The organism is Segatella oulorum F0390 (assembly GCF_000224615.1).
Classification (GTDB): Bacteria; Bacteroidota; Bacteroidia; order Bacteroidales; family Bacteroidaceae; genus Prevotella; species Prevotella oulorum.
Genome location: NZ_JH114215.1, coordinates 606,473 through 631,277, shown reverse-complemented (window position 1 = coordinate 631,277; position 24,805 = coordinate 606,473). Strand labels below are relative to the sequence as shown.

18 protein-coding genes are annotated in these 24,805 nt (G+C 48.4%); 10 read left to right on the top strand and 8 right to left on the bottom strand.

The window, feature by feature from the left end:
* Positions 1-21 precede the first annotated feature (21 nt).
* The 6 genes from HMPREF9431_RS02700 to HMPREF9431_RS02675 form a co-directional block, all read right to left on the bottom strand.
* Complete coding sequence (locus tag HMPREF9431_RS02700; protein WP_004379548.1) at positions 22-1,074, bottom strand: zinc ribbon domain-containing protein; 1,053 nt, start codon at positions 1,072-1,074, stop codon at positions 22-24.
* A gap of 21 nt (positions 1,075-1,095) precedes the next feature.
* A complete protein-coding gene (locus tag HMPREF9431_RS02695) occupies positions 1,096-1,794 on the bottom strand; it encodes a glycoside hydrolase family 25 protein (protein ID WP_081463305.1) in 699 nt (232 codons plus the stop codon).
* A 190-nt stretch (positions 1,795-1,984) separates the two neighbouring features.
* Positions 1,985-2,680, bottom strand: coding sequence for a hypothetical protein (locus HMPREF9431_RS02690; RefSeq protein WP_004379546.1), 696 nt, complete (start codon positions 2,678-2,680; stop codon positions 1,985-1,987).
* 13 nt (positions 2,681-2,693) lie between these two features.
* Entirely contained in the window at positions 2,694-3,986 is a 1,293-nt protein-coding gene (locus tag HMPREF9431_RS02685) for a Na+/H+ antiporter NhaC family protein (protein WP_004379545.1), read from the bottom strand.
* Positions 3,987-4,003: 17 nt separating this feature from the next.
* Positions 4,004-5,329, bottom strand: a complete 1,326-nt coding sequence (locus HMPREF9431_RS02680) for a DNA recombination protein RmuC (protein ID WP_004379544.1) — start codon at positions 5,327-5,329, stop codon at positions 4,004-4,006.
* The gene (locus HMPREF9431_RS02675) at positions 5,326-6,630 is read right to left on the bottom strand and encodes an MATE family efflux transporter (protein WP_040561072.1); all 1,305 of its coding nucleotides are present in this window, start codon (positions 6,628-6,630) and stop codon (positions 5,326-5,328) included. The genes HMPREF9431_RS02680 and HMPREF9431_RS02675 overlap by 4 nt, the downstream gene beginning before the upstream one ends.
* Before the next feature lie 181 nt (positions 6,631-6,811).
* Here HMPREF9431_RS02675 and HMPREF9431_RS02670 point away from each other — a divergent pair, with 181 nt between their 5' ends.
* From HMPREF9431_RS02670 to HMPREF9431_RS02635, 7 genes are all read left to right on the top strand, one after another.
* Entirely contained in the window at positions 6,812-7,873 is a 1,062-nt protein-coding gene (locus tag HMPREF9431_RS02670) for an asparaginase (RefSeq protein ID WP_004379542.1), read from the top strand.
* A 637-nt stretch (positions 7,874-8,510) separates the two neighbouring features.
* Positions 8,511-10,460: an ABC-F family ATP-binding cassette domain-containing protein gene (locus HMPREF9431_RS02660; protein WP_004379540.1), complete on the top strand. Its 1,950-nt coding sequence runs from the start codon at positions 8,511-8,513 to the stop codon at positions 10,458-10,460.
* 40 nt (positions 10,461-10,500) lie between these two features.
* On the top strand, positions 10,501-12,534 hold the full coding sequence (locus tag HMPREF9431_RS02655) for a M13 family metallopeptidase (protein WP_004379539.1): 2,034 nt from the start codon (positions 10,501-10,503) through the stop codon (positions 12,532-12,534).
* A gap of 111 nt (positions 12,535-12,645) precedes the next feature.
* Complete coding sequence (locus HMPREF9431_RS02650; protein ID WP_040560737.1) at positions 12,646-12,957, top strand: hypothetical protein; 312 nt, start codon at positions 12,646-12,648, stop codon at positions 12,955-12,957.
* 234 nt (positions 12,958-13,191) lie between these two features.
* Positions 13,192-14,439, top strand: a complete 1,248-nt coding sequence (locus HMPREF9431_RS02645) for an aminotransferase class I/II-fold pyridoxal phosphate-dependent enzyme (RefSeq protein ID WP_004379538.1) — start codon at positions 13,192-13,194, stop codon at positions 14,437-14,439.
* A 22-nt stretch (positions 14,440-14,461) separates the two neighbouring features.
* Positions 14,462-16,432: a polysaccharide biosynthesis protein gene (locus HMPREF9431_RS02640; protein WP_004379537.1), complete on the top strand. Its 1,971-nt coding sequence runs from the start codon at positions 14,462-14,464 to the stop codon at positions 16,430-16,432.
* A gap of 24 nt (positions 16,433-16,456) precedes the next feature.
* Positions 16,457-17,563, top strand: a complete 1,107-nt coding sequence (locus HMPREF9431_RS02635) for a nucleotidyltransferase domain-containing protein (protein ID WP_004379536.1) — start codon at positions 16,457-16,459, stop codon at positions 17,561-17,563.
* A 707-nt stretch (positions 17,564-18,270) separates the two neighbouring features.
* Here the strand turns inward: HMPREF9431_RS02635 and HMPREF9431_RS02625 are convergent.
* Positions 18,271-18,654: a hypothetical protein gene (locus HMPREF9431_RS02625; RefSeq protein WP_004379534.1), complete on the bottom strand. Its 384-nt coding sequence runs from the start codon at positions 18,652-18,654 to the stop codon at positions 18,271-18,273.
* 84 nt (positions 18,655-18,738) lie between these two features.
* Here HMPREF9431_RS02625 and lepA point away from each other — a divergent pair, with 84 nt between their 5' ends.
* A complete protein-coding gene (lepA, locus tag HMPREF9431_RS02620; RefSeq protein WP_004379533.1) occupies positions 18,739-20,532 on the top strand; it encodes a translation elongation factor 4 in 1,794 nt (597 codons plus the stop codon).
* Between the two features lie 40 nt (positions 20,533-20,572).
* Complete coding sequence (locus tag HMPREF9431_RS02615; protein WP_040560732.1) at positions 20,573-21,169, top strand: Crp/Fnr family transcriptional regulator; 597 nt, start codon at positions 20,573-20,575, stop codon at positions 21,167-21,169.
* A gap of 158 nt (positions 21,170-21,327) precedes the next feature.
* Here HMPREF9431_RS02615 and HMPREF9431_RS02610 read toward each other — a convergent pair whose 3' ends face one another.
* Positions 21,328-21,999, bottom strand: a complete 672-nt coding sequence (locus HMPREF9431_RS02610) for a DnaJ domain-containing protein (RefSeq protein WP_004379531.1) — start codon at positions 21,997-21,999, stop codon at positions 21,328-21,330.
* A gap of 188 nt (positions 22,000-22,187) precedes the next feature.
* On the opposite strand from HMPREF9431_RS02610, the gene HMPREF9431_RS02605 reads away from it, so the two are divergent.
* On the top strand, positions 22,188-24,749 hold the full coding sequence (locus HMPREF9431_RS02605) for an ATP-dependent Clp protease ATP-binding subunit (RefSeq protein ID WP_004379530.1): 2,562 nt from the start codon (positions 22,188-22,190) through the stop codon (positions 24,747-24,749).
* Positions 24,750-24,805: the final 56 nt, after the last annotated feature.

Genomic DNA, 24,805 nt, shown 5'->3' with positions numbered 1-24,805 from the left:
TCTGTTCGTTCGCTTGCGGGGTTATTCCACCACTTTCGCCATGTTGAACGTGCTGATGAGATCATCGGGGCTCACCTTTGCCGTAATCTTATAAACGGTTTTGTCATTCTTCGACGCATCGTTGAACTCCCTTATCTGCAAGGCCGAGAACTTCACGGTGTATTCATATTCGCCATCGCCCACTTCTTTCTTCGTGATGGCATAGTCACGATTGCTCTGCCAGGTGATGTTCTTCACGTCGTCTTTCCATATTTTGTGCAGGAAAGTCACCACATCGCTCTTTGTTGCATCAGATTTGCCTAAGAATGAAGTAAGAATGCTTTCGCATCCATCTTTCAGCGCACCTTCATCGCGCGTGTTGATGGCTTGGAAGAAGTTGTTGAAGACCCTGCTCACCATGGATCGCTCATCGGGCTGCACGGTGTTGGCATTAACGCTTCGGATGCCATTTTGAGCCTCGTCCACGTGCTCGCCGTTGGGATGGTCTTCCAAATAGCTGTTGAACGCATCCACCGAATTGGCGCGTTGTGCCGCCGACCAGTCGATAGAATCGATGAGATGTTCAGCTTCGGCTTTGTGGGGAGAGTTGGGGTGCGCCTGCAGATAGGATTCAAATGCTGTCTTCGAGTTGCTCACCATGGCGTTGGTCCAGTCTTTATCGCCTTGCATGAGCAGTTGCAAATGAGCCTGAATGCTGTCGACGTGAGCCTCTGGCGCATCGGTATATTTGTCGAGATAAGCCTGCAAGATGGCCGGATCGTTGGCCGTCATGGCATATTCGTAGGCCTCTTGTTCTTTCGCACTTTGTGCATCGCGATAAAAATAGGTGATGACACCAACGGCCACAGCGATGAGTACCAGGCAAACGATGATGATGTTGCGCGTGCCATTCTTCTTTTCTTTGGGTGTGTCGGGAGGTGTTGTCGCCGTCTCAGGTGCGGGTTGCGGCTGAGACGGTGTGGGTTGTTGCTGTGTGGTTGCTACTTTTCCTGCTATTTCCACGCCGCAGTTGGGGCAAAATGGGGCCTTGTCGCTGACCGGCCTTCCACATTCGGGGCATTTGATGATTGCCATATTCTTTTTATGTTTTAAGCGTTAATGTCGGAATTTAATTTCGCGCAGTCCATGATTGCGCATAAATCGGCTCTTGTCCACATAGCCGTTGATACCGTTGATGCGTCCTTTACCCGTGTATTGCCACATGGTGAAGTCGCGTCCATCGGCCAGCACTGGTTCGCGCTGTGTATATTGTGCCACCATGAGTGGGTAGCCGTCGATTTTTCCAATGAGGTTTTGGTTGTAGAAATTCGTGAACGTGTAGAGCAACGGCTTTTGTCGGTAGGCCGTTTCCACGAGCTTGATGAATTTCAGCAATGAGTCGCAAAACTCCTCAGTCGACAGTCCGCCCTTTGTTTCGATGTCAATCATCGGCACGAGGTCTTGCTCCTTAGAGCGGCATTGCGCCATGAAGTTCACCAACTGCTTGTTTAAATCGGTGCGCGGCCGAAAGAAATGGTAGGCGCCCACTTTCAGCCCATATTGATGTGCCAGTTGGATGTTGTGCTCAAACTTCTCGTCGATGCGGTCGCCACCTTCCGAGGCTTTCAGGTAAACATAGGCCATGTTGGTGTTGTCGCCGATGATTTCCCAAAACACATTGCCCTGATAATGGCTGATGTCAATGCCGTGGATGTGGGTGCAAGTGTCCTCGCATTGCACAATGTTTTGGCCGACAATCGTGGGAAATGTAAAGAGGGTGAAAAACAGGATGAAGTATAGTTTTATCCGACTCATGCGTGCAAAATTAGTGTAAAACGGCATAAGCCCCAAATAAATTAGCTTTATTTTGCTTTATTCAACCCACACGCACACGGGGTTTCGATGGGCACAGCTCAATTTCATCGCGTGTAACCTTACATTTGTTGAAACTGGGGTCTTTTGCACGCGTGCAGGCTTACATTCTATTTCGAGCTTGGCCGCGCGGTTATTCTTCGATTTCGGCCAGCCCTTTGGAGAAATTCACGAAGAAACTGCTGGTGGTTTCGATGGGCGCGTAGGGAAAATAGCGCATGCAGTGGCTGAGATTGCGGCGCAAGGCCTTTTGGTTGTTGTGCACGAATACGCTTTTTCCTTGTTTGAAGAGCCACGCTTGTGCCGCCAGCTCCATGCGGTTGATGGAGCGCAGGGTGAGACTTTCGGCAGCCGAATCCACCTGCTTTAAAAACGGAATCTCTTCGGCCTTAAAACCAAAGAACTTGATGAGCACGCTGCCTTGCAACTGTGCCATACGGCTGATGTGGAGCCGTCGCAGCCATTGAGCGGCTTCGTTGGCATCGATTTGTTCGCGGCGCGAGCGCAGGTATTGCCCTAATTGAATGATGCCGCGCACGGGGATGCCGTGGGTGAGCGTGGCGTTGAGGTTGCTGATGATGATGCGCACCAGGTAGATGGTTTCGCGCGAGGTGGTGTGCTGGGTTGCGGCGCGCTGCTGCATGCGTTTGAAACGCGTGTTGAGCATGCTGTTGTTCAGTTTCACCTCGCCAGCGGGCATGTCGGCAATGTTCTTCATCAAGCTCATGAGCTTTTGCATTTTGAAGGCCGACATGGGCTCCAACTGCTCGTGGGTGTCGAAATTGTCGCTGCGGAGCTTGGCAAAAAGGTTGCGGTAAATGATATTCATCGTGCGTCAGGAGTTATGAAAATCGGCGGGGCAAGCGCAGCACAATGGCCAGCAGGGCGCAGATGCCGATGCCGAATGGATAGAACAAATAGGGAAGAATTTGTATGGGGCTGATGTGGGCTAAGCCTGCGGCCAACAGCATCTGCACGCCATAGGGGATGAGCCCTTGCACAGCGCACGAGAATGTGTCGAGGATGCTGGCCGATTTGCGCGGGTCGACGCCATATTGTTCGGCAATCTTCCGGGCAATACCGCCCACGGTGAGAATGGCTACCGTGTTGTTGGCCGTGCACAGGTTGACCAGCGACACCAAGGCGGCAATCGATAGCTCAGCACCGCGCTTGCCGTTGATGTGTAGGGTGAGCTTGTTGATGATGAAATCGATGCCGCCATTCTCGCGTATGATTTCCAACATGCCGCCGGCCATCATGGCAATGATGATCAATTCGCCCATCGACAGCACGCCATCGCCGATGATGGCAAACCAGCCGTAGAGGGTGTAGTCGCCCGCGCATAGACCGATGATGCCGCACAGCACCAAACCGATGGTGAGCACGGCCATGACGTTGAGCCCGACGATGGCCGTGATGAGCACCAGCAAATAGGGCGCTATCTTGAGGTAATCGATAGGGGGCGTGGCGTGTGGAGCCGGTGTGTGCGCCCCCAGCACGGCGTAAACGGCCAGCACAATCATCGCGGCCGGTGCCACAATCATGGCATTCACGCGAAATTTATCTTTCATGTTGCAGTCTTGTGTCTGAGTGGCTACGACGGTGGTATCGGAGATGAACGAGAGGTTGTCGCCGAAATAGGCACCTCCCACAATCACTGCCACCATGAGGGGTGTGGAGAAACCGATGGAGTTGGCGATGCCCGATGCTATGGGTACTAAAGCAACCACGGTGCCCACACTGGTGCCGATGGAAAGCGAGATGAAGCAGGCCGTCAAAAACAATCCGGGCATGAGCAGATTGCTGGGCAAATAGTGTAGCGCAAAGTTCACGGTGGCATCAATGGCTCCCATACCTTTGGCCGAAGCCGCAAACGAGCCCGCCAGTACATAAATCCACAGCATGAGCATGAGATTGCTCGCTCCGGCACCTTTGCTGAAGGTGTCGATGCGCTTCTTCATGGGGATGTTGCCCGAAATAATCACGGCGTAAATGCTGGCCATCATAAAAGCCACGGTGAGCGAGAGGTTTGGTGCCGATGCGGCCTTGTCAACCGAATAGATGGTAAACATGACGATGAATGCCATGAGCACCAAGAGGGGCGATAAGGCGAGAAATCCTTTTTTCTTATTCACAATGCGTTGTTTTGTTTTCAATCATTTTCTGTGTCCGATGCAGTTTGTTCATCGAGCAGCAATTCGGCTGTGGGGATGGGACTGTTGGCATTCTCTTTCGCCCCCAACGCTTTAAGGTCGTTGGCTTTCTGCACGATGCTCTGCCGCCCGGTATAAGCCTTTTTGTAGGCCTCGTCGTAGTCTTTTTGCAGCGTGTCGATGTCGCGTCCCACTTTGTCGAATCGTTTCACGAAGTCGCCCACGCGCTTGAGCAATTCCTCGGCTAACGCATAAACGCGCTTCTGATTTTCGCTCTGCGCATATTGCCGCCACGCTATTTGAATGATCTTCAAAATCGCCATCAAGTTTTGCTGCCCGGTGATAAACACTTTCCGTTCAAACGCATCGTTCCATAGTTTGGGATCAAGGGAGAGTGCCAGCTGCAAGGCACCCTCGAAGGGCACATACATGATGACAAAGTCGATGGCGCGGCGCGGTGCTTGAATATAGGCGCTGTAATCTTTTTTGGCCAAGGAGGTAAATTGCGTGCGAATGCTGCGCACTACATCGTCGGCATATTTCTTGCGCGCCACGTCGTCTTCTGCATTCATGTAGTTGGCATAGGCATCGATGGTCATTTTAGAGTCGATCACCACATCTTCGCCGTTTGGATAGTGCAGCACCACGTCGGGAATCATGCGGCGCCCACTTTCTTCGTTCAACACGATGTTTCCCTTCTCGTCGGCAATGGTTTGTTGCACGTCGTAGTCAATGCCCACGCGCAAGCCCTGGCTCTCCAATAGGTTCATGAGTGTGAGCTCGCCCCAGTTACCCTGCGTTTTATTGCCGCCGCGCATCACGTTGGTCAATCGCGTGGCTGTGGTGCCAATCTTGTCGGTTTGCTCGGCCATGAGCTTCAACTGCTGTGCCAATGAAGCCGTGTTTCTGGTGCTCTCTTGGTTGGTTTTGTCGATAGCTTGTTGCAACTGCGTGAGATTGTCTTTCAGCGGCTGCGTGATGTGGTTCATCGACTCAAGGTTGTCGGCTTTGAGCTTTGTCGAAGTCTGTTCCAACACCTTATTCGCTAAGTTTTGAAACTGTTCTTTAGCCGTTTCAATTTGCTTTTCGAACTGTTCTTGGCGCAACAGCGTCTCTTTTTCGTTTTGAGCATCGCGCAGCGCCATCTCGCGGTTGTGCTGTTCATCTTTGGCCGTCATTTCACGTGTATGTTGCTCTTGTTCGGCCGTTAGTTGTGCTTGCAATGTGGCTGTCTCTAAACGGGCGGCCGTCAACGACTTGGTGGATAGAAAATAAACAATGCCGGCACCTAACAGCAGTCCCAGCGCAAAAAATAGAATGGTCATGATGCAATGATTTTATGTTGAATGCGAGGCAGTAGCCCTTGCAGGACAAGACCTCGGGTGAGTAAGAACAAAATAAACGCCAACCACAGGGCGTGGTTGTGCAGGGTGGACGAGAGGAGTGCGTAGGTGGCAAAGAAAATGGCCGCCGACAGCAATGTGGATAACAACATGTGGCGCGTCATTGTCGCACCGATGAATACGCCATCGTAAACGAAAGCCATAAAGCCGGCCAGCGGAATGAGCACCACCCAACCTAAAAAATGTGTAGCCATGCCGAGCACGCTTTCATTGTTGGTGAGCAATCGCAGCAGCAAGTGTCCACCGAGGAAGTAGACCATCGAAAAGAGCAGCGCCATGCCCAAGCCCCATTTCATGAGTTGCACGACATAGGTTTGAAAGCGTTGGACGTTGGCTGCACCGAAACTTTTGCCGCACAATGCTTCGCCGGCAAAGGCAAATCCATCCATGACATACGAGAAGAGGGTGAAGAAAGTTAGCAGCAACGTGTTGGCCGAGAGGACAACATCGCCGCTGCGTGCACCAAACGATGTGAATGACAGGTTGACCGCTACCAAGAATAGCGTGCGCAAAAAAATGTCGCGGTTGACCACAAAGAAATCCATCCAGCGCAAAGCAATTTTGTGGGGCTGTTGGGGAAGGGGCTGCTTGCGCAACTTTCGATAGGCCAGGAGGGCCGCCAATAGTGCTCCGGCCCACTGTGCCAACATGGTGCCCCAGGCCACACCCTCGATTTTCATGTGTATCATGATGACGAAACCCACGCTAAGCAAAATGTTAACAACGTTTTGAAACAGCGCGATGAACATGGGAACCTTCGTGGTTTGCAGCCCCACAAACCAGCCGTTGAGTGCATAAAGCGCCAGCACGGCAGGAGCACTCCAAATGCAAATCGCGAAATAGGTGTGAGCGGCGGCGGCGATTTCGGCCGACGGATGCATCACCCACAAAGCAACATCGCACAAGGGGCGTTGCAACACGATGAAGAGTACACCCATCCCCGTGGCCATGAGGAGCGAACGCACGAGAATGGTGCGCACGGCTTGCCCATCGCGACGGCCGAAAGCCTGCGACGTCATGCCGCTGTTGCCCATGCGCAAGAAGCCCAGCAACCAATAGAGCACATTGAAAATCATCGTGCCCACGGCTATGGCGCCGATATAAACCTCCGACCCTAAATGCCCCACAATGGTTAAATCAACCAAACCTAAGAGTGGCACCGTGATGTTGGAGATGATGGATGGGAGGGCCAAGCGCAATATCTCGTGATGAATGGAATGCATGCCTATCGTTTTCAATTTATCGCTGCAAAGGTAGGCCATTTTCATCAGTTATGCCACAATAATGGCTACATCTTTGGCTTTCCACAAAAAATCTTTTAAATTTGCACCGTTTTTAAGCCGAAAAGCTATGCCTTTCGCGCAGAAAACATCCCTTTTTTGAAACAAAACAACGATAGAAATCATGGAGCAAATTAGCAAACTTGTGCGCAACAATCGTGTGTTGCTCATTTACACGGGCGGAACCATAGGCATGGGCATCAATCCCAAAACCAAGGCGTTGGAACCCTTAGATTTCAACCATTTGCTGCAAAACATTCCCGAGATAAAATTGTTGTCGACGCAGATTGATGTTTACCAGTTTGCGCAGCCCATCGATTCGAGCGACATGACGCCGGCCTTTTGGGTGCAATTGGTTGATATTATTGCCGCGCGCTATGCACAATATGATGGTTTTATCATTTTGCACGGCACCGACACTATGGCCTACACGGCTTCGGCGTTGTCGTTTATGTTGGAAAATCTCACGAAGCCCGTCATCCTCACGGGGAGCCAGTTGCCCATTGGACAACTGCGAACCGACGGGCGTGAGAACCTCATTTCGAGCATCGAGCTGGCCACGCTGCATCACGCTGACAATAGCCCCATGGTGCCCGAGGTGTGCATTTATTTCAACGGCCGACTGCTGCGCGGCAACCGTTCGACGAAGCAGAATGCCGATGGTTTCAATGCGTTCGACTCGTTTAACTATCCCCATTTGGGCGAGGCGGGCATTACGTTCCAGTTTTCACCTTATCATATATTGAAGCCCGATTACCGGCGTCCCATGGTGCCCCACACGCAGCTCAACCAAAACGTCATGGTGCTGTCGCTCTTTCCGGGCGTGCAGCCGCCCATTTTCCAACATGTGCTCGACACGCCCGAGCTGAAAGGCGTGGTGATGCGCACCTATGGCAGCGGCAATGCACCGCAACAGCCCTGGCTCATCGACATTCTGAAGCGGGCCACACAGCGCGGCGTGACCATCGTTAACATCAGCCAATGCGTTGCGGGTGCGGTGGCTATGGAACGCTATGACACCGGTTTCCAACTTAAAGAAACGGGCATCATCAGCGGAGGGGATAGCACGGTCGAAGCGGCCGTCACCAAGTTGATGGTGCTCTATGGGCAGCACACCGACGTTGCCACCATCAGAGCGAAGCTTTGCCAGTCGTTGGCAGGCGAAATCACGCTCGAAACGGCTTAGGAAACAGTGTATCTAAGGTGTTTTCATTCAAAAAATGGTTAGCGAGCGGCTCGCTGATGTGTTTTCATTCAAAAAATGATTAGTGAGCGGCTCGCTGATGTGTTTTCATTCAAAAAATGATTAGTGAGCGGCTCGCTGATGTGTTTTCATTCAAAAAATGGTTAGTGAGCGGCTCGCTGATGTGTTTTTATTCAAAAAATGGTTAGTGAGCAGCTCGCTGATGTGTTTTCATTCAAAAAATGGTTAGCGAGCGGCTCGCTGATGCGTTTCTGTTTGAAAATTGAAAATCCCCCCGAGGACTAACGTGTTTCCGTTTGGGAATTGCAAATCCCCCCGGGGACTAATGCGTTTCCGTTTGGGAATTGCAAATCCCCCCGGGGACTAACTTGTTTCCGTTTGGAAATTGAAAAATCCCCCGGGGACTAATGCGTTTCCGTTTGGGAATTGCAAATCCCCCCGGGGACTAACGCGTTTTCGTTTGAAAATTGAAAAATCCCCCGGGGGGGCGAACATGTTTTCCTTCAAAAACGAGAGAGCGCCCACCTGCGGGCACCCTGTTCCACAAAGAAAATGAGCCATGGTTTGGCTGTCTTGCATAGAATGTTTACCTTTGCGCAACGAAAAGACGTTTTTTTAGATGATATCAATAGAGAATTTAAGTGTAGAATTTTCTGCCCGCCCTTTGTTCAAAGACGTTAGCTTTGTGGTTAACGACCGAGACAGGATAGCGCTTGTGGGGAAAAACGGCGCGGGAAAATCTACTATGCTAAAAATATTATGCGGGTTGCAGCAACCCACGTCGGGCACGGTTGCTGTGCCCAACGATGTGACGGTGGGCTATTTGCCACAGGTGATGAAGTTGCAAGACGACACCACCGTGCGCGAGGAGACCCGCAAAGCCTTTTCCGAGCAAACGCAACTGCACGCGGCGTTGGAAGCCATGCAAAAGGAGATGGTGGAGCGCACCGATTATGAGAGCGAGGCTTATGCGCAGTTGGTGGAGCGCTTCACGCAGGAGAACGAACGCTATTTGCTGTTGGGGGGTGACAACTATGAGGCCGAAATCGAACGCACGCTCACGGGTTTGGGCTTTTCGCGCGAGGATTTTGAGCGGCCCACGAAAGAGTTCTCGGGCGGCTGGCGCATGCGCATTGAATTGGCCAAAATATTGTTGCGCAAGCCCAAGGTGCTGTTGCTCGACGAGCCCACCAACCACTTAGACATTGAGAGCATTCAGTGGTTGGAGCAGTTCTTGGTGCAAAGTGCGAGTGCCGTGGTTTTGGTGAGCCACGACCGTGCTTTCATCAACAATGTCACCAACCGGACGATTGAGATTACTTGCGGGCACATTGAAGACTACCGCGTGAAATACAACGAATATTTAGTGTTGCGCCAAGAGCGACGCGAACAGCAGCTGCGCGCCTATGAAAACCAGCAAAAGGAAATTGCCGACACGAAGGCCTTCATCGATCGCTTTCGTTACCAGGCTACGAAGGCTGTGCAGGTGCAGCAGCGCATTCGGCAATTAGAGAAAATTGTTCCGATAGAGGTCGACGAAATCGACAACAGCGCCATGCACCTGAAGTTTCCACCTTGTTTGCGCAGCGGCGATTATCCCGTGATTTGCGACGACGTGGAGAAACGTTATGGCGACCACGTGGTGTTCAGCCACGTCTCGCTCACCATTAAGCGCGGCGAGAAAGTGGCGTTCGTGGGCAAGAATGGCGAAGGAAAATCAACGCTCGTGAAATGCATCATGGGCGAAATTCCTTTCACGGGCACGCTCAAGGTGGGACATAACGTGCAGATTGGCTATTTTGCACAGAACCAGGCACAGTTGTTGGATGAGAACCTTTCCATCTACGACACTATCGACCGTGTGGCCACGGGCGACATGCGGCTCAAAATCAACGACCTCCTGGGGGCATTCATGTTTGGTGGCGAAACGTCTGAGAAGCGCGTCAAGGTGCTGAGCGGAGGCGAGCGCAGCCGATTGGCCATGATTAAATTGCTGCTCGAGCCCGTAAATTTGCTCATTCTCGATGAGCCTACCAACCATTTGGATATGCCTTCGAAAGATGTGCTGAAAGAAGCCATTAAGGCTTTCGACGGAACGGCCATCATCGTGAGCCACGACCGTGAGTTTCTCGATGGTTTGGTCGATAAGGTTTATGAATTTGCAGGCGGTCGCGTCACCGAGCATTTGGGTGGCATCTATGACTATCTGCAAGCCCATCAAGCCAGCACCATTCACGAGGCGTTAGAGAAGCAATCGGCCGAGAAAGTCGTTTCGCCCGCTGTGGATGAGGTGACCGAGAAGCGCAGCAACAACGTGGATTATGCCGAGCGAAAGCAACTGCAAAAGAACATTTCGAAGACCGAAAAGCAAATGAAAACCCTTGAGCAGCGCATTGCTTCGATGGAAGTGCGGCAAAAAGAATTGGACGCGCTCTTGATGGATGCCGCCAAGGCTTCAGACATGCAGTTGGTGAACGAGTATACCGAATTGCAACGCAGCTTGGACAGCGATAACGAGAGGTGGTTCAGCCTTTCGGAAACCCTGTCCGATTTGCAAAAACAATTATAAACGAATAGAATGATTCAACCCAATAAAAATGGAAAAGCCTATGAAAATGAAAAAAATTATTCCGATGGTTATGATGGCCACGCTCCCTACAGTGGGCATGGCGCAAGACGGTTCAGGACTTTTTGAAAAGAACTTCGACCGTTCGGTGAAGCCGCAAGACGACTTCTATCAGTTTGCAACCGGCGGCTGGCAGAAAAATAATCCGCTGCCTGCAGCCTACAGCCGTTTCGGCAGTTTCGACCAGTTGCAAGAGAACAACAACAAGCGTATTAACACAATTCTTTCGGAGTTGCAGAAAGGAAAGTTTAAGACAGGGACAATAGAGCAGAAGCTCTCTGACTTCTACAAGCTCGCACTTGATGTGGAGCGCCGCAACAAAGAGGGAATTGCGCCCGTGAAAGGCGTTTTAGACGAGATTGAAGCGGCTAAAACCATTTCCGATTTGCGAAAACTGCAACTGAAGTATGCTGTGCAAGGTTATGGCGTGCAATATGGTGCTGCTTTTGCCGCCGACGAGAAAGATGTGAAGAACAATATTTTCAACATCTATCAAAGCGGGCTAACATTGGGGCAGAAAGATTATTATCTCAATAACGACTCGGCTACGGTGGCCATTCGCAAGGCCTACAAGGATTACGTCGGCCAGATGTTCCGCCTCTATGGGTTTAGCGCACAAGAGGCGCAGCAGCGTGCACAAGAACTGTTCCGACAGGAGACTTTGGTGGCGCTGATTTCGAAAAGCATGACCGAATTGCGCGATCCGCAGGCCAACTACAACAAGATGACGCTGGCCGAGCTGCGCGCCGACTATCCCCACATCCCCATCGAACAATGGGCCAATGCTGAGGGCATCGATTCTAAATATTTGCAGCACGTGGTGGTTGGACAAACTGCATTCATGGCAGGATTGGACAAGCTCATGGCGCTGCAAACGGTCAACGAGCTCAAGGCTCTCATGGAATGGGATGTCATCACCAGTAGCGCAAGCTATCTCACCGACGAAATTCGCGAGGCCAACTTCAATTTCTTTGGTAAGACGATGAGCGGCCGCAAGGAAGATTATCCCTTGTGGAAGCGTGCGACCAATCAGGTTGACGGTCAGTTGGGCGAAGCTCTGGGACGCATCTATGCCAAGAAATATTTCCCCGAGTCGTCGAAAAAGATGATGGAGCAGTTGGTGAAGAATTTGCAAATCAGTCTTGGCGAACGCATTGATGCGCAAACCTGGATGAGCGATTCTACTAAGGCTAACGCCCACAAGAAGCTCGACAAGTTTTATGTGAAGATTGGCTATCCCAACAAGTGGACCGACTACAGCCGTCTGACCATCGACCCGCGGAAGAGTTTCTATGACAACGTGATGGCCGTGAGGAAATTCAATCACGACAAAGAGATTGCCGAGAAAGCCGGAAAGCCCGTCGACAGAGATGAGTGGGGCATGACACCGCAAACGGTGAATGCTTATTACAACCCCACGACCAACGAGATTTGCTTCCCTGCAGGCATTTTGCAATATCCATTCTTCGATCCCAAGGCCGACGAAGCCTTTAATTATGGTGCCATCGGTGTGGTCATTGGTCACGAGATGACGCATGGTTTCGACGATCAAGGTCGCCAATATGATGACGAGGGCAACATGCGCGATTGGTGGACACCCGCTGATGCCAAAGGTTTCGACCAGCGCGCCGACCTCTATGCCAACTTCTTCGACAAGATTGAGGTGTTGCCGGGATTGCATGCCAACGGTCGTTTCACCTTGGGCGAGAACTTAGCCGACCATGGTGGCCTGCAAGTGGCTTACCATGCGTTTAAGAACGCCACAGCCAAGAAGCCGCTGAAGAATAAGGATGGTTTTACGCCCGACCAGCGTTTCTTCTTAGCCTATGCTGGCGTTTGGGCTGGCAATATCACCGATCAGGAAATTCGCAACCGCGTGAAGCGCGATCCCCATTCCTTGGGCAAATGGCGCGTAGATGGTGCATTGCCCCACATCGATGCTTTCTACAAGGCATGGAATGTGAAGCCTGGCGACAAGCTCTATCTCCCCGAGGCCGAGCGCTTGCAGTTATGGTAATCTGTATCTATTGCGGACATAAAATCTGAGGGGGCTTCTGCCGAACCAACCTGGTTTAAATAGGTGGGACGGCAGTTGCTTTAACATAAAAAGGAATTAGATGCTTTAGATATGCCTTATCCCAAGTTTGGGACGCACCGGATTTCACAAAAACAGGTGTTCCCAACTTTGGGAGCGAGGAAAAATGAAAAAAACGGGTGTTCCCAACTTTGGGAACAGCCAAAAATCATAAAAATAGTCGTTCCCAAAGTTGGGAACGACGAAAAACAGCAAAAACAAGGCTTCCCAAAGTTGGGAACAACATTTTCAACTGCGGGAAGCCTTGTTTATGATTTAATCACTAACCTTATTCACAATACTATGGTTCTAAAAAGATTTACCGCCATCAGCTCCCGCACTTCCTGGCGTAGTAAATTCCAATAGTGGTGAGCGTGGTTGGGACACGGTGACACCGAAAGCATCATAAAAAAACTTGTTTTAAAGAGTGGGGGGCGGAGAGTGCACAATATATATCCTGCTAACGACAGAACTTGATTCGTTAGGAATAAAAGTCATGGAAATGGGCTGTTTGATGGCTTTTCTTGCGATATACTTGGAGTTAATTATAAAAATAGTTATCTTTGTGACTTCAAAAATGACTTTAAAAAATTAGCTGTAATGATAGTAGCAAAACGTATTTTACTTTGTTTGGCGCACATGAGTGGCAATGAAATGAAGTTCATTCAAGAGGCGTTCGACACTAATTGGGTGGTTCCATTGGGTCCAAACGTAGATGGCTTTGAGCATGATCTCGAGGCTTTTGTTGGTCAAAACAAGCAGGTTGTGGCTCTTTCTTCGGGTACAGCCGCCGTGCATTTGGCGCTGATTGCGTGTGGCGTGAAGGCTGGTGACGAGGTGATGGTGCAGAGCTTCACGTTCTGTGCTTCTTCGCATCCTGTAACCTATTTGGGAGCTACGCCAGTGTTTGTTGATTCAGAACGCGACACATGGAACATGGATCCTGTGTTGTTAGACAAGGCGATTGCAGATCGCATTGCAAAGACGGGTCGCAAACCCAAGGCTATTATTCCGGTTTATCTTTATGGCATGCCGGGCAAGATTAAAGAAATTTTGGAGGTTGCCGCAAAGTATGATATTCCGGTGATTGAAGATGCTGCCGAGGGTTTTGGCTCTCGTTATGATGGAAAAGTGGTGGGCACATTCGGCGTTTTTGGCGTGCTGAGCTTCAATGGCAATAAGATAATTACCACTTCGGGTGGTGGCGCTTTGATTTGTAACAACGTGGAAATGCGCAACCGCATTATGTATTTTGCCACGCAAGCGCGAGAGTCTTATCCTTATTATCAGCATACCGATGTGGGATATAACTATCGCATGAGCAATATTTGTGCGGGCATCGGTCGTGGACAAATGACTATCTTAGACGAGCATATTGCACATCATCAGCGTTTGGCTGCTTGCTATCGTGAGGCATTTAAGAATGTGGAGGGCGCGACGTTCCATGATAATCCCACGGCCGAATGTGATAGTAATTTCTGGTTGAACACCATTTTGCTTTCGCCCGAAGTGAAGGTGAAAGGGCAGGAAAACGCCTATTCGACGATGGTTTCGGGGGCTATTGGTGGTGCAGGCAGCACAGTGCATCAGGCAAAGACCCTGCATACCGATTGCGAACCGAATGCCAATGTTGAGGCGTTGCGCGTTTATTTAGATCAGCATGGGGTGGAGAGCCGCCCGCTTTGGAAACCTATGCATAAGCAGCCCGTTTATCAAAATAATCCCGCTTATGTGAATGGTGTGAGCGAAGAGCTGTTCCATCAAGGACTTTGTTTGCCGAGTGGACCGATGGTTTCGGAAGAGGATGTGGCTTATATCATCGGCTTGATAAAAGAAGCAATCCAATAGATGAACCAAAAACAAACGAAAAATGGAATTCTTAAAGAAACTTTCTAATTGGTATTTCTCGCGCCGCTCACTGCCTTATTGGGCTATTTTGGGCATGGATATTTTGATTTGCTATCTGTCGGGAATCTATGTAACATGGCTTTATTGGAATGGCGCGCGTATCTTGGGCAGTATCATTCCGTTGCTGACGACCCTGTCGTTTTATATGATTTTCAATGTCATCGCGTTTAAAATATTCCACACCTATTCGGGCATTATCCGCTATTCGAGCTTCATTGATTTGAAGAAGGTGGGCTATGCTATGGGGATGGCATTGGTCTTGACAGAGATTTTCCATTACATCATTTACTATTCAAGCAATTATCTTTCAGAGAATTTTGGCTTATACTTTGTGCATTATCAGGCGCGCCAATTAGCCGTCATCTATTTATTGGCCACAGCTGTGATGTGGGCTTGTCGTGTGTTGATTAAGTCGGTCTACGATGCTTCGTTTGCCAATGATGGTGCCAGTAAGACGCTTATTTATGGTGTTCGCGACGGAGGTATTTCATTGGCAAAAAACATCATCAATGAAAAGCCCACGCGCTATTTATTAAAGGGTTTCATCAGCCATAATCCCGCCTATAAAACACGGTTGTTGATGGGTGAAAGGGTGTATCCTGTTGATGCCCATCTGAAGGATGTGATTGTGCGTGAAGGCATTAAGACGGTGTTGGTTTCGCCTATACAAAATGACCGTTTCCGGCATGACACGAAGTTGCAAGACCTGTTGATTGAGCAGGGTGTGAAAATTTTGATGCTGCCTGAGACAAAGGAGTGGACACAAGATGGCACGGTGAACGATTTGAAGCCAGTCAGCATTAACGACCTCTTGCCGCGCAATGAAATCACGATTGATATGGATGAGGTGGCCAACATGCTGACGGGCAAGCGCATTTTGGTTACGGGCGCAGCCGGAAGTATTGGAAGCGAATTGGTGCGGCAGATTGCTTCGTTTGCCCCTTCGGCTATGATGTTGATTGATCAAGCAGAGACACCGCAGCACGACATGAAGTTGTTGATGCAAAATAAATTCCCATCAGTGGAGTGTTCGGTGATTTTAGCCAGCATTGCGAACGAGGAGCGCATGGACAAATTGTTTGCATCGTTTAAACCCGATTATGTGTTCCATGCGGCAGCCTACAAGCATGTGCCGATGATGGAAGATAATCCCAGCGAGAGCATTCAGAATAATGTTTATGGCACAAAGGTGATAGCCGACCTCAGCGTGAAATATGGTGCGAAGAAGTTTGTTATGGTGAGTACGGATAAGGCGGTGAATCCCACGAATGTAATGGGATGTTCGAAACGTATTTGCGAGATTTACACTCAATCATTGAACGCCAAACTCTTGCAGCAGTATCAGGCGAATGGTTCGGCAGGCGCACCACCTACACAATTTGTCACCACACGTTTTGGCAATGTGCTGGGCTCTGCAGGTTCGGTAATTCCACTTTTCACACGACAAATACAGGCAGGAGGCCCTGTTACGGTGACCGACCCTAATATCATTCGTTTCTTTATGTTGATTCCGGAAGCCTGCAAGTTGGTGCTCGAGGCGGGCACGCAAGGAAAGGGGGGCGAGATATTGGTGTTTGACATGGGCGAACCCGTGAAGATATTCGACTTGGCTAAACGCATGATTAAGCTAAGCGGCGCCACAGATGTGAAGATTGTTTACACGGGGTTGCGCCCCGGCGAAAAGCTCTATGAGGAAGTTTTGGGCACAGAAGAAGACACGCTGCCCAGTTTCCATGAGAAGATTAGAGTAGCCAAGGTGCAAGAGTATGATTTTGAACAGGTGAAGCATGACATCGATGAGCTTATTCTTTTGGCACACGGATTTGATAATATGGCTATTGTTCGCAAGATGAAAGCTATTGTGCCTGAGTTTATTTCGAAGAATTCTGTTTATTCTGTTTTAGATCAGCAGCCTGCTCCTTCGGCTCATTAATTTGTTTGTAGTGCTGTTGTTGGCATGAATCATAAAGACTATTTTTTGGCTTTGCTTCGCGCATCGCTTTGGCAAAAGCCCATTGCAGGGGGAGTAATAGCTCATCCTGTCTGTCGTTCCATGATAGCCGCAGCCAAGAAACAAACGGTTTTGGGACTTCTTTCGGATGCTTTGTTAGCGCCTGAAAATAGTTTCCAGTTGGATAGGCAAACGGTGATAGAACTGCTTGTGGCCCAACAAACGATTGCAAAACAAAATCAGCGTGCTAATCAGGTGTTGGTGGAATTGTGTGAATTGTTGCGGGCACATGCTATTGAGTTTATTGTGGTGAAAGGACAACTGTTGGCGCAATATTATCCTCATCCGCAGCATCGTCAGTCGGGTGATATAGACTTCTATTGCGATGCCAGAAATTTTGTGCGTGCAAAAGAAGTTATTCAGTCGGCGTGGGGCGTGACTTTCAGTGCCGAGGATGATGAGAGCGAACAGCATATTGCTTTCGATTACAAGGACGTGCCCTTTGAATTGCATTTTTGCTTGCTTAAATTCTGTTCGGAGCGTGTTCAAATGGCATTTGACAAGATGTTGAACGAAGCCCAACCTTTTTCTATTGACGTTGCCGGATGTGCCGTGCCCACATTGCCTCCTGTTGAAAATCTCATTTTTACTTTCCTACATCTCTATCATCATTTCGTGGAGTTGGGCATAGGGCTGCGGCAACTTTGCGACATGGCCTTATTGATTCATGCACATGCAAGCCTGTTGTCTCAACCCGAATACGCCCGTCGATTACAACAGCTGTTGCAACGATTAGATTTTCTTCCGGGCTTTAATGCCTTTGGTGCCGTTTGCGTGCAGGCATTGGGACTGCCGAAAGCAGATTATCCTTTTCTGCTTTCTTCGGCGGACGAAGCCTATGTCAAGGACATCTTGCACGTGGTTTTCGCTCGTGGCAACTTTGGCATGCACGGACGCAAACATGCCGTTCGGTCGGGATTAGCCTATTATGTGGAGACCATGAAAATTAAATTGTACCATTATATGCGCTTTTATCGCCTGTCGCCCACTGAAAATAGAGCTGTGCTTTGGCGTGGATTGCCACAAAAGATTGTTGCAGCCTTTAAACGATAGACTTGTTAGCTAAAGCGTCTTGCTTTTGGGTGTTTGCTCAACTGTGAGTAAGTCTCAAAATCTTTTTTTGGCATTTGCATAGGCTATGCAAGCGCTGTTTTTTATGTTTTGGCATTTGCATAAGCTATGCAAGCGCTGTTTTTTACGTTTTGGCATTTGCATAAGCTATGCAAGCACCGTTTTTTATGTTTTGCCATTTGCATAAGCTATGCAAGCACCGTTTTTTATGTTTTGCCATTTGCATAAGCTATGCAAGCACCATTTTTTATGTTTTGTCATTTGCATAGGCTATGCAAGCACCATTTTTTATGTTTTGCCATTTGCATAAGCTATGCAAGCACTATTTTTTATGTTTTGTCATTTGCATAGGCTATGCAAGCGCTAAAATTTTTGTTTTGTCATTTGCGGAAGCTCCGCAAGCGCTAAGATTTTTGTTTTGTCATTTGCGGAAGCTCCGCAAGCGCTAAGATTTTTGTTTTGACGTTTGCGGAAGCTCCGCAAGCACTAAATTTTTTGTTTTATCATTTGCGGAAGCTCCGCAAGCGCCAATTTTTTTGTTTTGCCATTTGCGGAAGCTCCGCAAGCGCCAAAATTTTTGTTTTATCGTTTGCGGAAGCTCCGCAAGCATTTCGGAAATTAATTTTATCCCCTTGGAAGGTCGATAAACGCATGGCTGAGTACTTTTATGGGCAAGGCTTCTGCAAGGTTTAGTGGATTTGCTCCTTGAAGAGCACTTTCTGAGGCTCTTTTGTAGAATGCACAACATACATCACGTGTATGCCCGCTTCAAGATAGGTTTTGAGACCGATGTCGTTTTTAATGCCGGCCTTCAAACCCTCAACGAGCTTGTTTCGGTTGATGGCCACCATTTTCTCGTCGTCCATCTTGTCGCTAAATGCGCAGTAATAGATGAGGGTGCGCGTCGCCCGGTTGAAGACCAAGCTGTCTGTCCGCGTGAAGTTTTCAATAGGTGTGGGGCACATCTGCTTCGTATATTCGGCAGCCTCCCGGGCAGCTCTGTCGTCAACGGTCTCGTGCTGGCAGCCTGCAAGCAGTGAAATTACTGCGCTTAGGAATAATGCTTTTTTCATTGTTTGGCTATTTTATTTCACGCAAAGTTACTAAATTATTAAAGGAATTTCGTTAACTTTGCGCGTAAAAGTAATTTCAGCCGAATGGAAACGATAAATAATATACGAAACTTTTGTATCATTGCACATATAGACCATGGCAAATCCACACTTGCCGATCGTTTGTTGGAGAAGACAAAAACGATTCAAATCACAGAAGGCCAGATGCTGGACGACATGGATTTGGAACGTGAGCGCGGCATCACGATCAAGAGCCATGCCATTCAAATGGGTTACAAAGCGCAGGATGGCAAGGATTATATTTTAAACTTGATTGATACGCCGGGACACGTGGACTTTTCTTATGAGGTCTCGCGTTCGATTGCGGCTTGCGAAGGTGCATTGCTCGTGGTTGATGCCACGCAGGGTGTGCAGGCACAGACTATATCCAACTTGTATATGGCGATTGAGCACGATTTGGAGATTATCCCCGTGATCAACAAAATCGACATGCCCAATGCGATGCCCGACGAGGTGGAAGACGAGATTATCGAGCTTCTCGGTTGCAAGCGCGAAGAAATTATTCGTGCGTCGGGCAAAACGGGCGAGGGCGTGGAGCGCATCTTAGAGGCTGTTATCGCGCGTATTCCCGCACCTGTCGGCGACCCCGAAGCGCCTGCCCAAGCTTTAATCTTCGATTCTATTTTCAATAGTTTCCGTGGCGTCATCGTGCTTTGCAAGGTGGTTAACGGCTGCATCAAGAAGGGTGAAAAGGTGAAGTTCTTCAACACGGGGATGGAATATACGGCCGATGAAGTGGGTGTTTTGAAGATGGATATGATGCCCAAGCAGGCGCTCACAACGGGTGAAGTGGGGTATATCATCAGCGGCATTAAAACGGCGACTGAAGTGAAAGTGGGTGACACGGTTACCTCTGTTGCTCATCCCTGCCGCGAAGCGATTGCCGGATTTCAGGAGGTGAAGCCTATGGTTTTTGCAGGTGTTTATCCCATCGATCCCAACGACTATGAGAACTTGCGGGCTTCTTTAGAGAAACTGCAGCTTAACGATGCCGCCCTGACTTTTTCGCCAGAGAGTTCTGTGGCTTTAGGTTTTGGCTTTCGTTGCGGCTTCTTGGGATTGCTGCACATGGAAATCATTCAAGAGCGTTTGGATAGAGAGTTTAATATGGATGTCATTACCACCGTCCCCAACGTGTCCTATATGGTTTACGATAAACAGGGCAATGTGAAGGAGGTGCACAATCCATCGGGATTGCCCGAACAAACGCTTATCGACCATATTGAGGAGCCCTACATTCGCGCTACCATCATCACGGCAGCCGACTATATTGGTTCCATCATGACCCTCTGTTTGGATAAGCGTGGCGAGCTCATTAAGCAAGAATATGTGAGCGGCAATCGGGTGGAACTGCACTTTTATATTCCGCTTGGCGAAATCGTTATCGACTTCTACGACAAACTCAAAAGCATTTCAAAAGGCTATGCTTCGTTCGACTATCACATCGATTCGTTTCGTCCGTCGAAGTTGGCTAAATTAGATATTTTGCTCAATGGTGAGCCCGTTGATGCACTCTCGACGCTCACTCATGAAAGTAATGCCGTGACCTTTGGGCGCAGGATGTGCGAGAAACTCAAAGAGCTTATTCCTCGGCAGCAGTTCGACATAGCTATCCAGGCAGCGATTGGAGCTAAAATTATCGCTCGTGAAACGGTTAAGCAAGTGCGGAAGGATGTTACAGCCAAATGTTATGGCGGCGACGTTAGCCGAAAACGTAAACTCTTGGAAAAGCAAAAGCAAGGCAAAAAACGCATGAAGCAAGTGGGCAACGTGCAAGTGCCGCAGAAAGCTTTCTTAGCTGTATTGAAATTAGATTAAGTAACCCCCTATAATTAACTTTTTGAAGGAGCCTTATTATATGAAAGAATTGATGAATACACCGCGTGATATAGCACGCGAACTCGCGCGAAAGTATAGCACAATGACACACGATGAATTAGACATTTTAGAGAGCGTGCTGGTGCCGATGAAGTTTGCTAAAGGCGAAGCTATCCTAAAAGATGGCGATGTGTGTAAAAACATTTACTACATCGACAAAGGCCTCATTCGCCAGTATTATTTCAAAAATGGTAAGGATATGACCGAGCATTTAGGTGCCGATCGGTCGATTTTTATGTGCATTGAAAGCTTGTTTAAGGAGATTCCCAGCCATCTTCAAGTCGATGCTTTAGAGACTTCCATCATCTATGCACTGCCTAAAAAACGTTTGGAGCAGGTGGCACTGCACAACGTGAACATTCAGATTCTTTATCGCAAGATATTGGAGGAGAGTCTTATCCTCTCGCAAGTGCATGCTGATTTGGTGCGTTTTGAGTCGGCTAGCAACCGTTATAAACGTATGAGCAAACTCATGCCACAGGTTATTTTGCGTGCACCGCTACTTTATATAGCCAGCTATTTGCAAATGACCCCCGAGACACTGAGCCGTGTTCGTGCCACAACGCTGTTAGAATAGGGACATTATTTTTAGTTTTCAATCCGTTTTTATCGCGCAGTAATAAATTAAGAACTAATGCTGTTCGGATGACAGTAGACCAAAATCTGTCAAATTGACATACGAAAAGGGAGGAGTATTTTGCTGCTCCTCCCTTTTTATAAGTCATTATGTCAGTATTATGCTTGTTGCATTTCACGCAGAAGTTGCTTTTGACGTTCATTGAGTCCTGTAGGCAACTTTACTTGATAGTTAATAATCAAATCACCAAAAGTGCCATCGCCACGATTATATCCCTTGCCACGCACGCGTACTTTTGTACCATTCTGCGTCTCAGGTTTAACCTTTAGCTTTAGCTTTTGGCCATTGCTGAGCTGAATCATTATCTCGCCACCCAACAAGGCTGTATAGAGGTCTATATTCACTTTTGCTTCCATCTGCCCGCTGTCTGGGCGACTCTGTGTGCCATAGTTAAAACCCGACGAGCGGAAATGTGCTCCACCACCGAATAAATCTTGAAAGAAGCTTGAGAATCCACCGCCTCCTTCACCGTAGCCGCTGAAATCAAATCCTTCGAAAGGATTTCCTGCCGCATTGCCTCCCGCTTGCCCTTGAAAAGCATCAGCCTGCTGCCACTTCTCGCCATATTGATCATATTTGGCACGCTTCTCGGGGTCGCTAATCACGTCATAGGCTTCGTTGAGCGCTTGAAACTTTGCCTTCGCTTTCGGATCGTTTGGATGGAGATCAGGATGAAACAGTTTAGCCCGTTTTCGATAGGCCGCTCTTACATCTTTTTGTGGAATGTTTTTATCAACACCCAATATCTTATAGTAATCAATAAATGCCATAATTTACATCTCCTTTTATCGTTTATTTTTTATACTTTCGCGCTGATAATGCAAAAAGCGTGCCCAATATGGCACTTTTGGCATAGCCTTTGTAAGAATGGCATGCAGGAATTAGAAATAATTATAATAGGGAAGTTTAATAGAAACAAGAGAGGCCTGGGTCTCGAAAGGAAGAAAGGAATAACAACATGACAACTCAATTCTCGCATAATGTTTCCGTGGTCTTGGCATCTAGTCGTGAGGAAGCGCTTCGGCTCTCCAGTCCATCAGTGGAGCCCGAACATTTGGTTTTAGGCATGCTCAAGGATGATGATAACTTACTTCATGTACTTTTTGAACGCTTGAAAATAGATGAATCGTCCGTGAAACGTGCACTCGAATCACAGGTAAAGACAGGAGATACTGATGCAACGCAGGTGGATTCAGAAATAGTGTTAGATCAGCAAGCAAGTAACATCCTGCGTTTAGCAGTGTTGGAAGCGCGCGTTTTGCATGAAGAGATTGTGGAAGTGCAGCATTTGATTTTAGCTATTTTACACGACCATTCGGATAATGGCGCTAAGGAGATATTAGAAAAAAACAAGATGGAATATGTAGACGTACTGACTTTTATCAAAGCCGAGAATGAAAAAGATAAAGTGCCTGCCGATAGCCTTGACGTGCCCAATGAGGCCGAGGAGGAATTGGCCGATGATAAAGGTGGTAGCAGTCAAGCGCAGACAACCAAAGTGTTGCAAAATAATAAAGAAGCAAGTAAAACACCTTTCATTGATCATTTTACAACCGACTTAACACGGGCTGCTGCAGATGGCAAATTAGACGCAGTGGTAGGGCGCGAATCCGAGATTCAGCGAGTGATTGAAATTTTGTGTCGACGCAAAAAGAATAATCCTGTTTTAATTGGTGAGCCGGGAGTAGGGAAGAGTGCCATTGTAGAAGGACTCGCACAGCGCATTGTGAAGCACGAAACAACCCCGTTTTTGTTTAATAAACGTGTGGTGAGCCTTGATCTCACCTCGGTTGTTGCAGGAACGAAATATCGCGGACAGTTTGAAGAGCGCATCCAGTCTCTTGTGAATGAGTTAGAACAAAATCCCGATGTGATAGTATTTGTAGATGAGATACACACAATTATTGGTGCAGGAAATTCATCGGGGAGTATGGATGCTGCAAATATTTTGAAACCAGCCCTGGCACGTGGGACACTCCAATTTATTGGTGCCACGACGCTTAAGGAGTATCGCAACTCCATTGAGAAGGATGGTGCGTTGGAGCGCCGCTTCCAAAAGGTGATGGTTGAGCCGACGACGAGCGAAGAAACACTTGCTATTCTGCATAATATAAAAGGCCACTACGAACAGCATCATCATGTGCGTTACGACGAAATGGCGCTGGCTGCCTGCGTCAAATTGACGCAACGCTACATTACAGACCGCTTCTTTCCCGATAAAGCTATAGATGCGTTGGATGAGGTCGGTTCACGCGTACATCTCCAACATGCCAAGATACCTACTGAGATTACTGACAAACAGCGCGAATTGGCTGATGTAATCGACAAGAAAAAGAAGGCAGTGCAAAGTCAGGATTTTGAATTGGCAGCATGCTGTCGTGATCAGCAAACAGCGTTGGAGGGAGAGTTAGAGATGTTGAACCGAAAGTGGGCTGATGAAGATGGCGAAAACTGGCATGGCGTTTCAGAACACGATGTAGAAGATGTTGTGTCAATGATGGTGGGCGTTCCCATGCAGCGTATCAGTGAGGACGAGTATGTACGCCTGCGGCAAATGCCCGAGCAATTGAAGCAGTATGTGATAGCACAAGATACAGCTATTGAAAAGATGGCGAAGGCCATTCAACGCAATCGAGTAGGTATCAAAGACCCTAACCATCCCATAGGTGCGTTCATGTTCTTAGGTCCGACAGGAGTGGGCAAAACCTATTTGGCAAAGCAACTGGCCCATTACATGTTTGGCTCTGATGATGCACTCATCCGCATCGATATGAGCGAATATGCTGAGAGTTTTAACGCCTCACGCCTCATTGGTGCTCCCCCGGGGTATGTGGGTTATGAAGAAGGTGGTCAGCTGACCGAACGAGTTCGCCGTCATCCTTATTCTATCGTACTTTTAGATGAAATCGAGAAGGCGCATGCCAGCATTTATAATCTGCTGTTGCAGGTGCTTGATGAGGGACGACTTACCGATGGTAATGGGCGAAAGGTTGATTTTCGTAATACGGTTATCATCATGACCTCTAACACGGGAACGCGCCAACTGAAAGATTTTGGTCAGGGAATTGGTTTCACGGCTACTCGTCTGAATGGCGTGAATATGACCGCGTCAGATAAGGAATATGCGCGTGGTATTATTCAGAAGAGCCTGAGCAAGCAGTTCGCACCAGAATTTCTCAATCGCTTAGACGAGATCATCACGTTTGATCAATTAGATTTGGAAGCTATTAAAAAGATAATCGATATTGAGCTAAGGGGATTGTTACAGCGGATGCAGGAATTAGGCCATCCGCTACATATCACAGAGGCTGCCAAAGAGTTTGTAGCAATGAAAGGATATGATGTGCAGTTTGGCGCTCGTCCCTTGAAGCGTGCCATCCAAACTTACATTGAGGATGTTGTGAGTGAACAGATTCTGTCAGGCAATTTGGATGATGGCGATGCTATCACAATTCATAAAAACCCTGATAAGGATACGCTCACTGCCGAAATTCAGAAAGAATCATCTTCAGGGATTTGACATGTTTCACTAGAAAATGCAGAATCTCATGGTGTGTTTCTTTATTTTTATGCGTT

Excerpts from the sequence above, each read along its gene's own strand:
- HMPREF9431_RS02700 (WP_004379548.1), bottom strand. The coding sequence starts at position 1,074 with ATGGCAATCATCAAATGCCCCGAATGTGGAAGGCCGGTCAGCGACAAG.
- HMPREF9431_RS02695 (WP_081463305.1), bottom strand. The coding sequence starts at position 1,794 with ATGAGTCGGATAAAACTATACTTCATCCTGTTTTTCACCCTCTTTACA.
- HMPREF9431_RS02690 (WP_004379546.1), bottom strand. The coding sequence starts at position 2,680 with ATGAATATCATTTACCGCAACCTTTTTGCCAAGCTCCGCAGCGACAAT.
- HMPREF9431_RS02680 (WP_004379544.1), bottom strand. The coding sequence starts at position 5,329 with ATGACCATTCTATTTTTTGCGCTGGGACTGCTGTTAGGTGCCGGCATT.
- HMPREF9431_RS02675 (WP_040561072.1), bottom strand. The coding sequence starts at position 6,630 with ATGCATTCCATTCATCACGAGATATTGCGCTTGGCCCTCCCATCCATC.
- HMPREF9431_RS02670 (WP_004379542.1), top strand. The coding sequence starts at position 6,812 with ATGGAGCAAATTAGCAAACTTGTGCGCAACAATCGTGTGTTGCTCATT.
- HMPREF9431_RS02660 (WP_004379540.1), top strand. The coding sequence starts at position 8,511 with ATGATATCAATAGAGAATTTAAGTGTAGAATTTTCTGCCCGCCCTTTG.
- HMPREF9431_RS02655 (WP_004379539.1), top strand. The coding sequence starts at position 10,501 with ATGAAAATGAAAAAAATTATTCCGATGGTTATGATGGCCACGCTCCCT.
- HMPREF9431_RS02650 (WP_040560737.1), top strand. The coding sequence starts at position 12,646 with ATGCCTTATCCCAAGTTTGGGACGCACCGGATTTCACAAAAACAGGTG.
- HMPREF9431_RS02645 (WP_004379538.1), top strand. The coding sequence starts at position 13,192 with ATGATAGTAGCAAAACGTATTTTACTTTGTTTGGCGCACATGAGTGGC.
- HMPREF9431_RS02640 (WP_004379537.1), top strand. The coding sequence starts at position 14,462 with ATGGAATTCTTAAAGAAACTTTCTAATTGGTATTTCTCGCGCCGCTCA.
- HMPREF9431_RS02635 (WP_004379536.1), top strand. The coding sequence starts at position 16,457 with ATGAATCATAAAGACTATTTTTTGGCTTTGCTTCGCGCATCGCTTTGG.
- HMPREF9431_RS02625 (WP_004379534.1), bottom strand. The coding sequence starts at position 18,654 with ATGAAAAAAGCATTATTCCTAAGCGCAGTAATTTCACTGCTTGCAGGC.
- lepA (WP_004379533.1), top strand. The coding sequence starts at position 18,739 with ATGGAAACGATAAATAATATACGAAACTTTTGTATCATTGCACATATA.
- HMPREF9431_RS02615 (WP_040560732.1), top strand. The coding sequence starts at position 20,573 with ATGAAAGAATTGATGAATACACCGCGTGATATAGCACGCGAACTCGCG.
- HMPREF9431_RS02610 (WP_004379531.1), bottom strand. The coding sequence starts at position 21,999 with ATGGCATTTATTGATTACTATAAGATATTGGGTGTTGATAAAAACATT.
- HMPREF9431_RS02605 (WP_004379530.1), top strand. The coding sequence starts at position 22,188 with ATGACAACTCAATTCTCGCATAATGTTTCCGTGGTCTTGGCATCTAGT.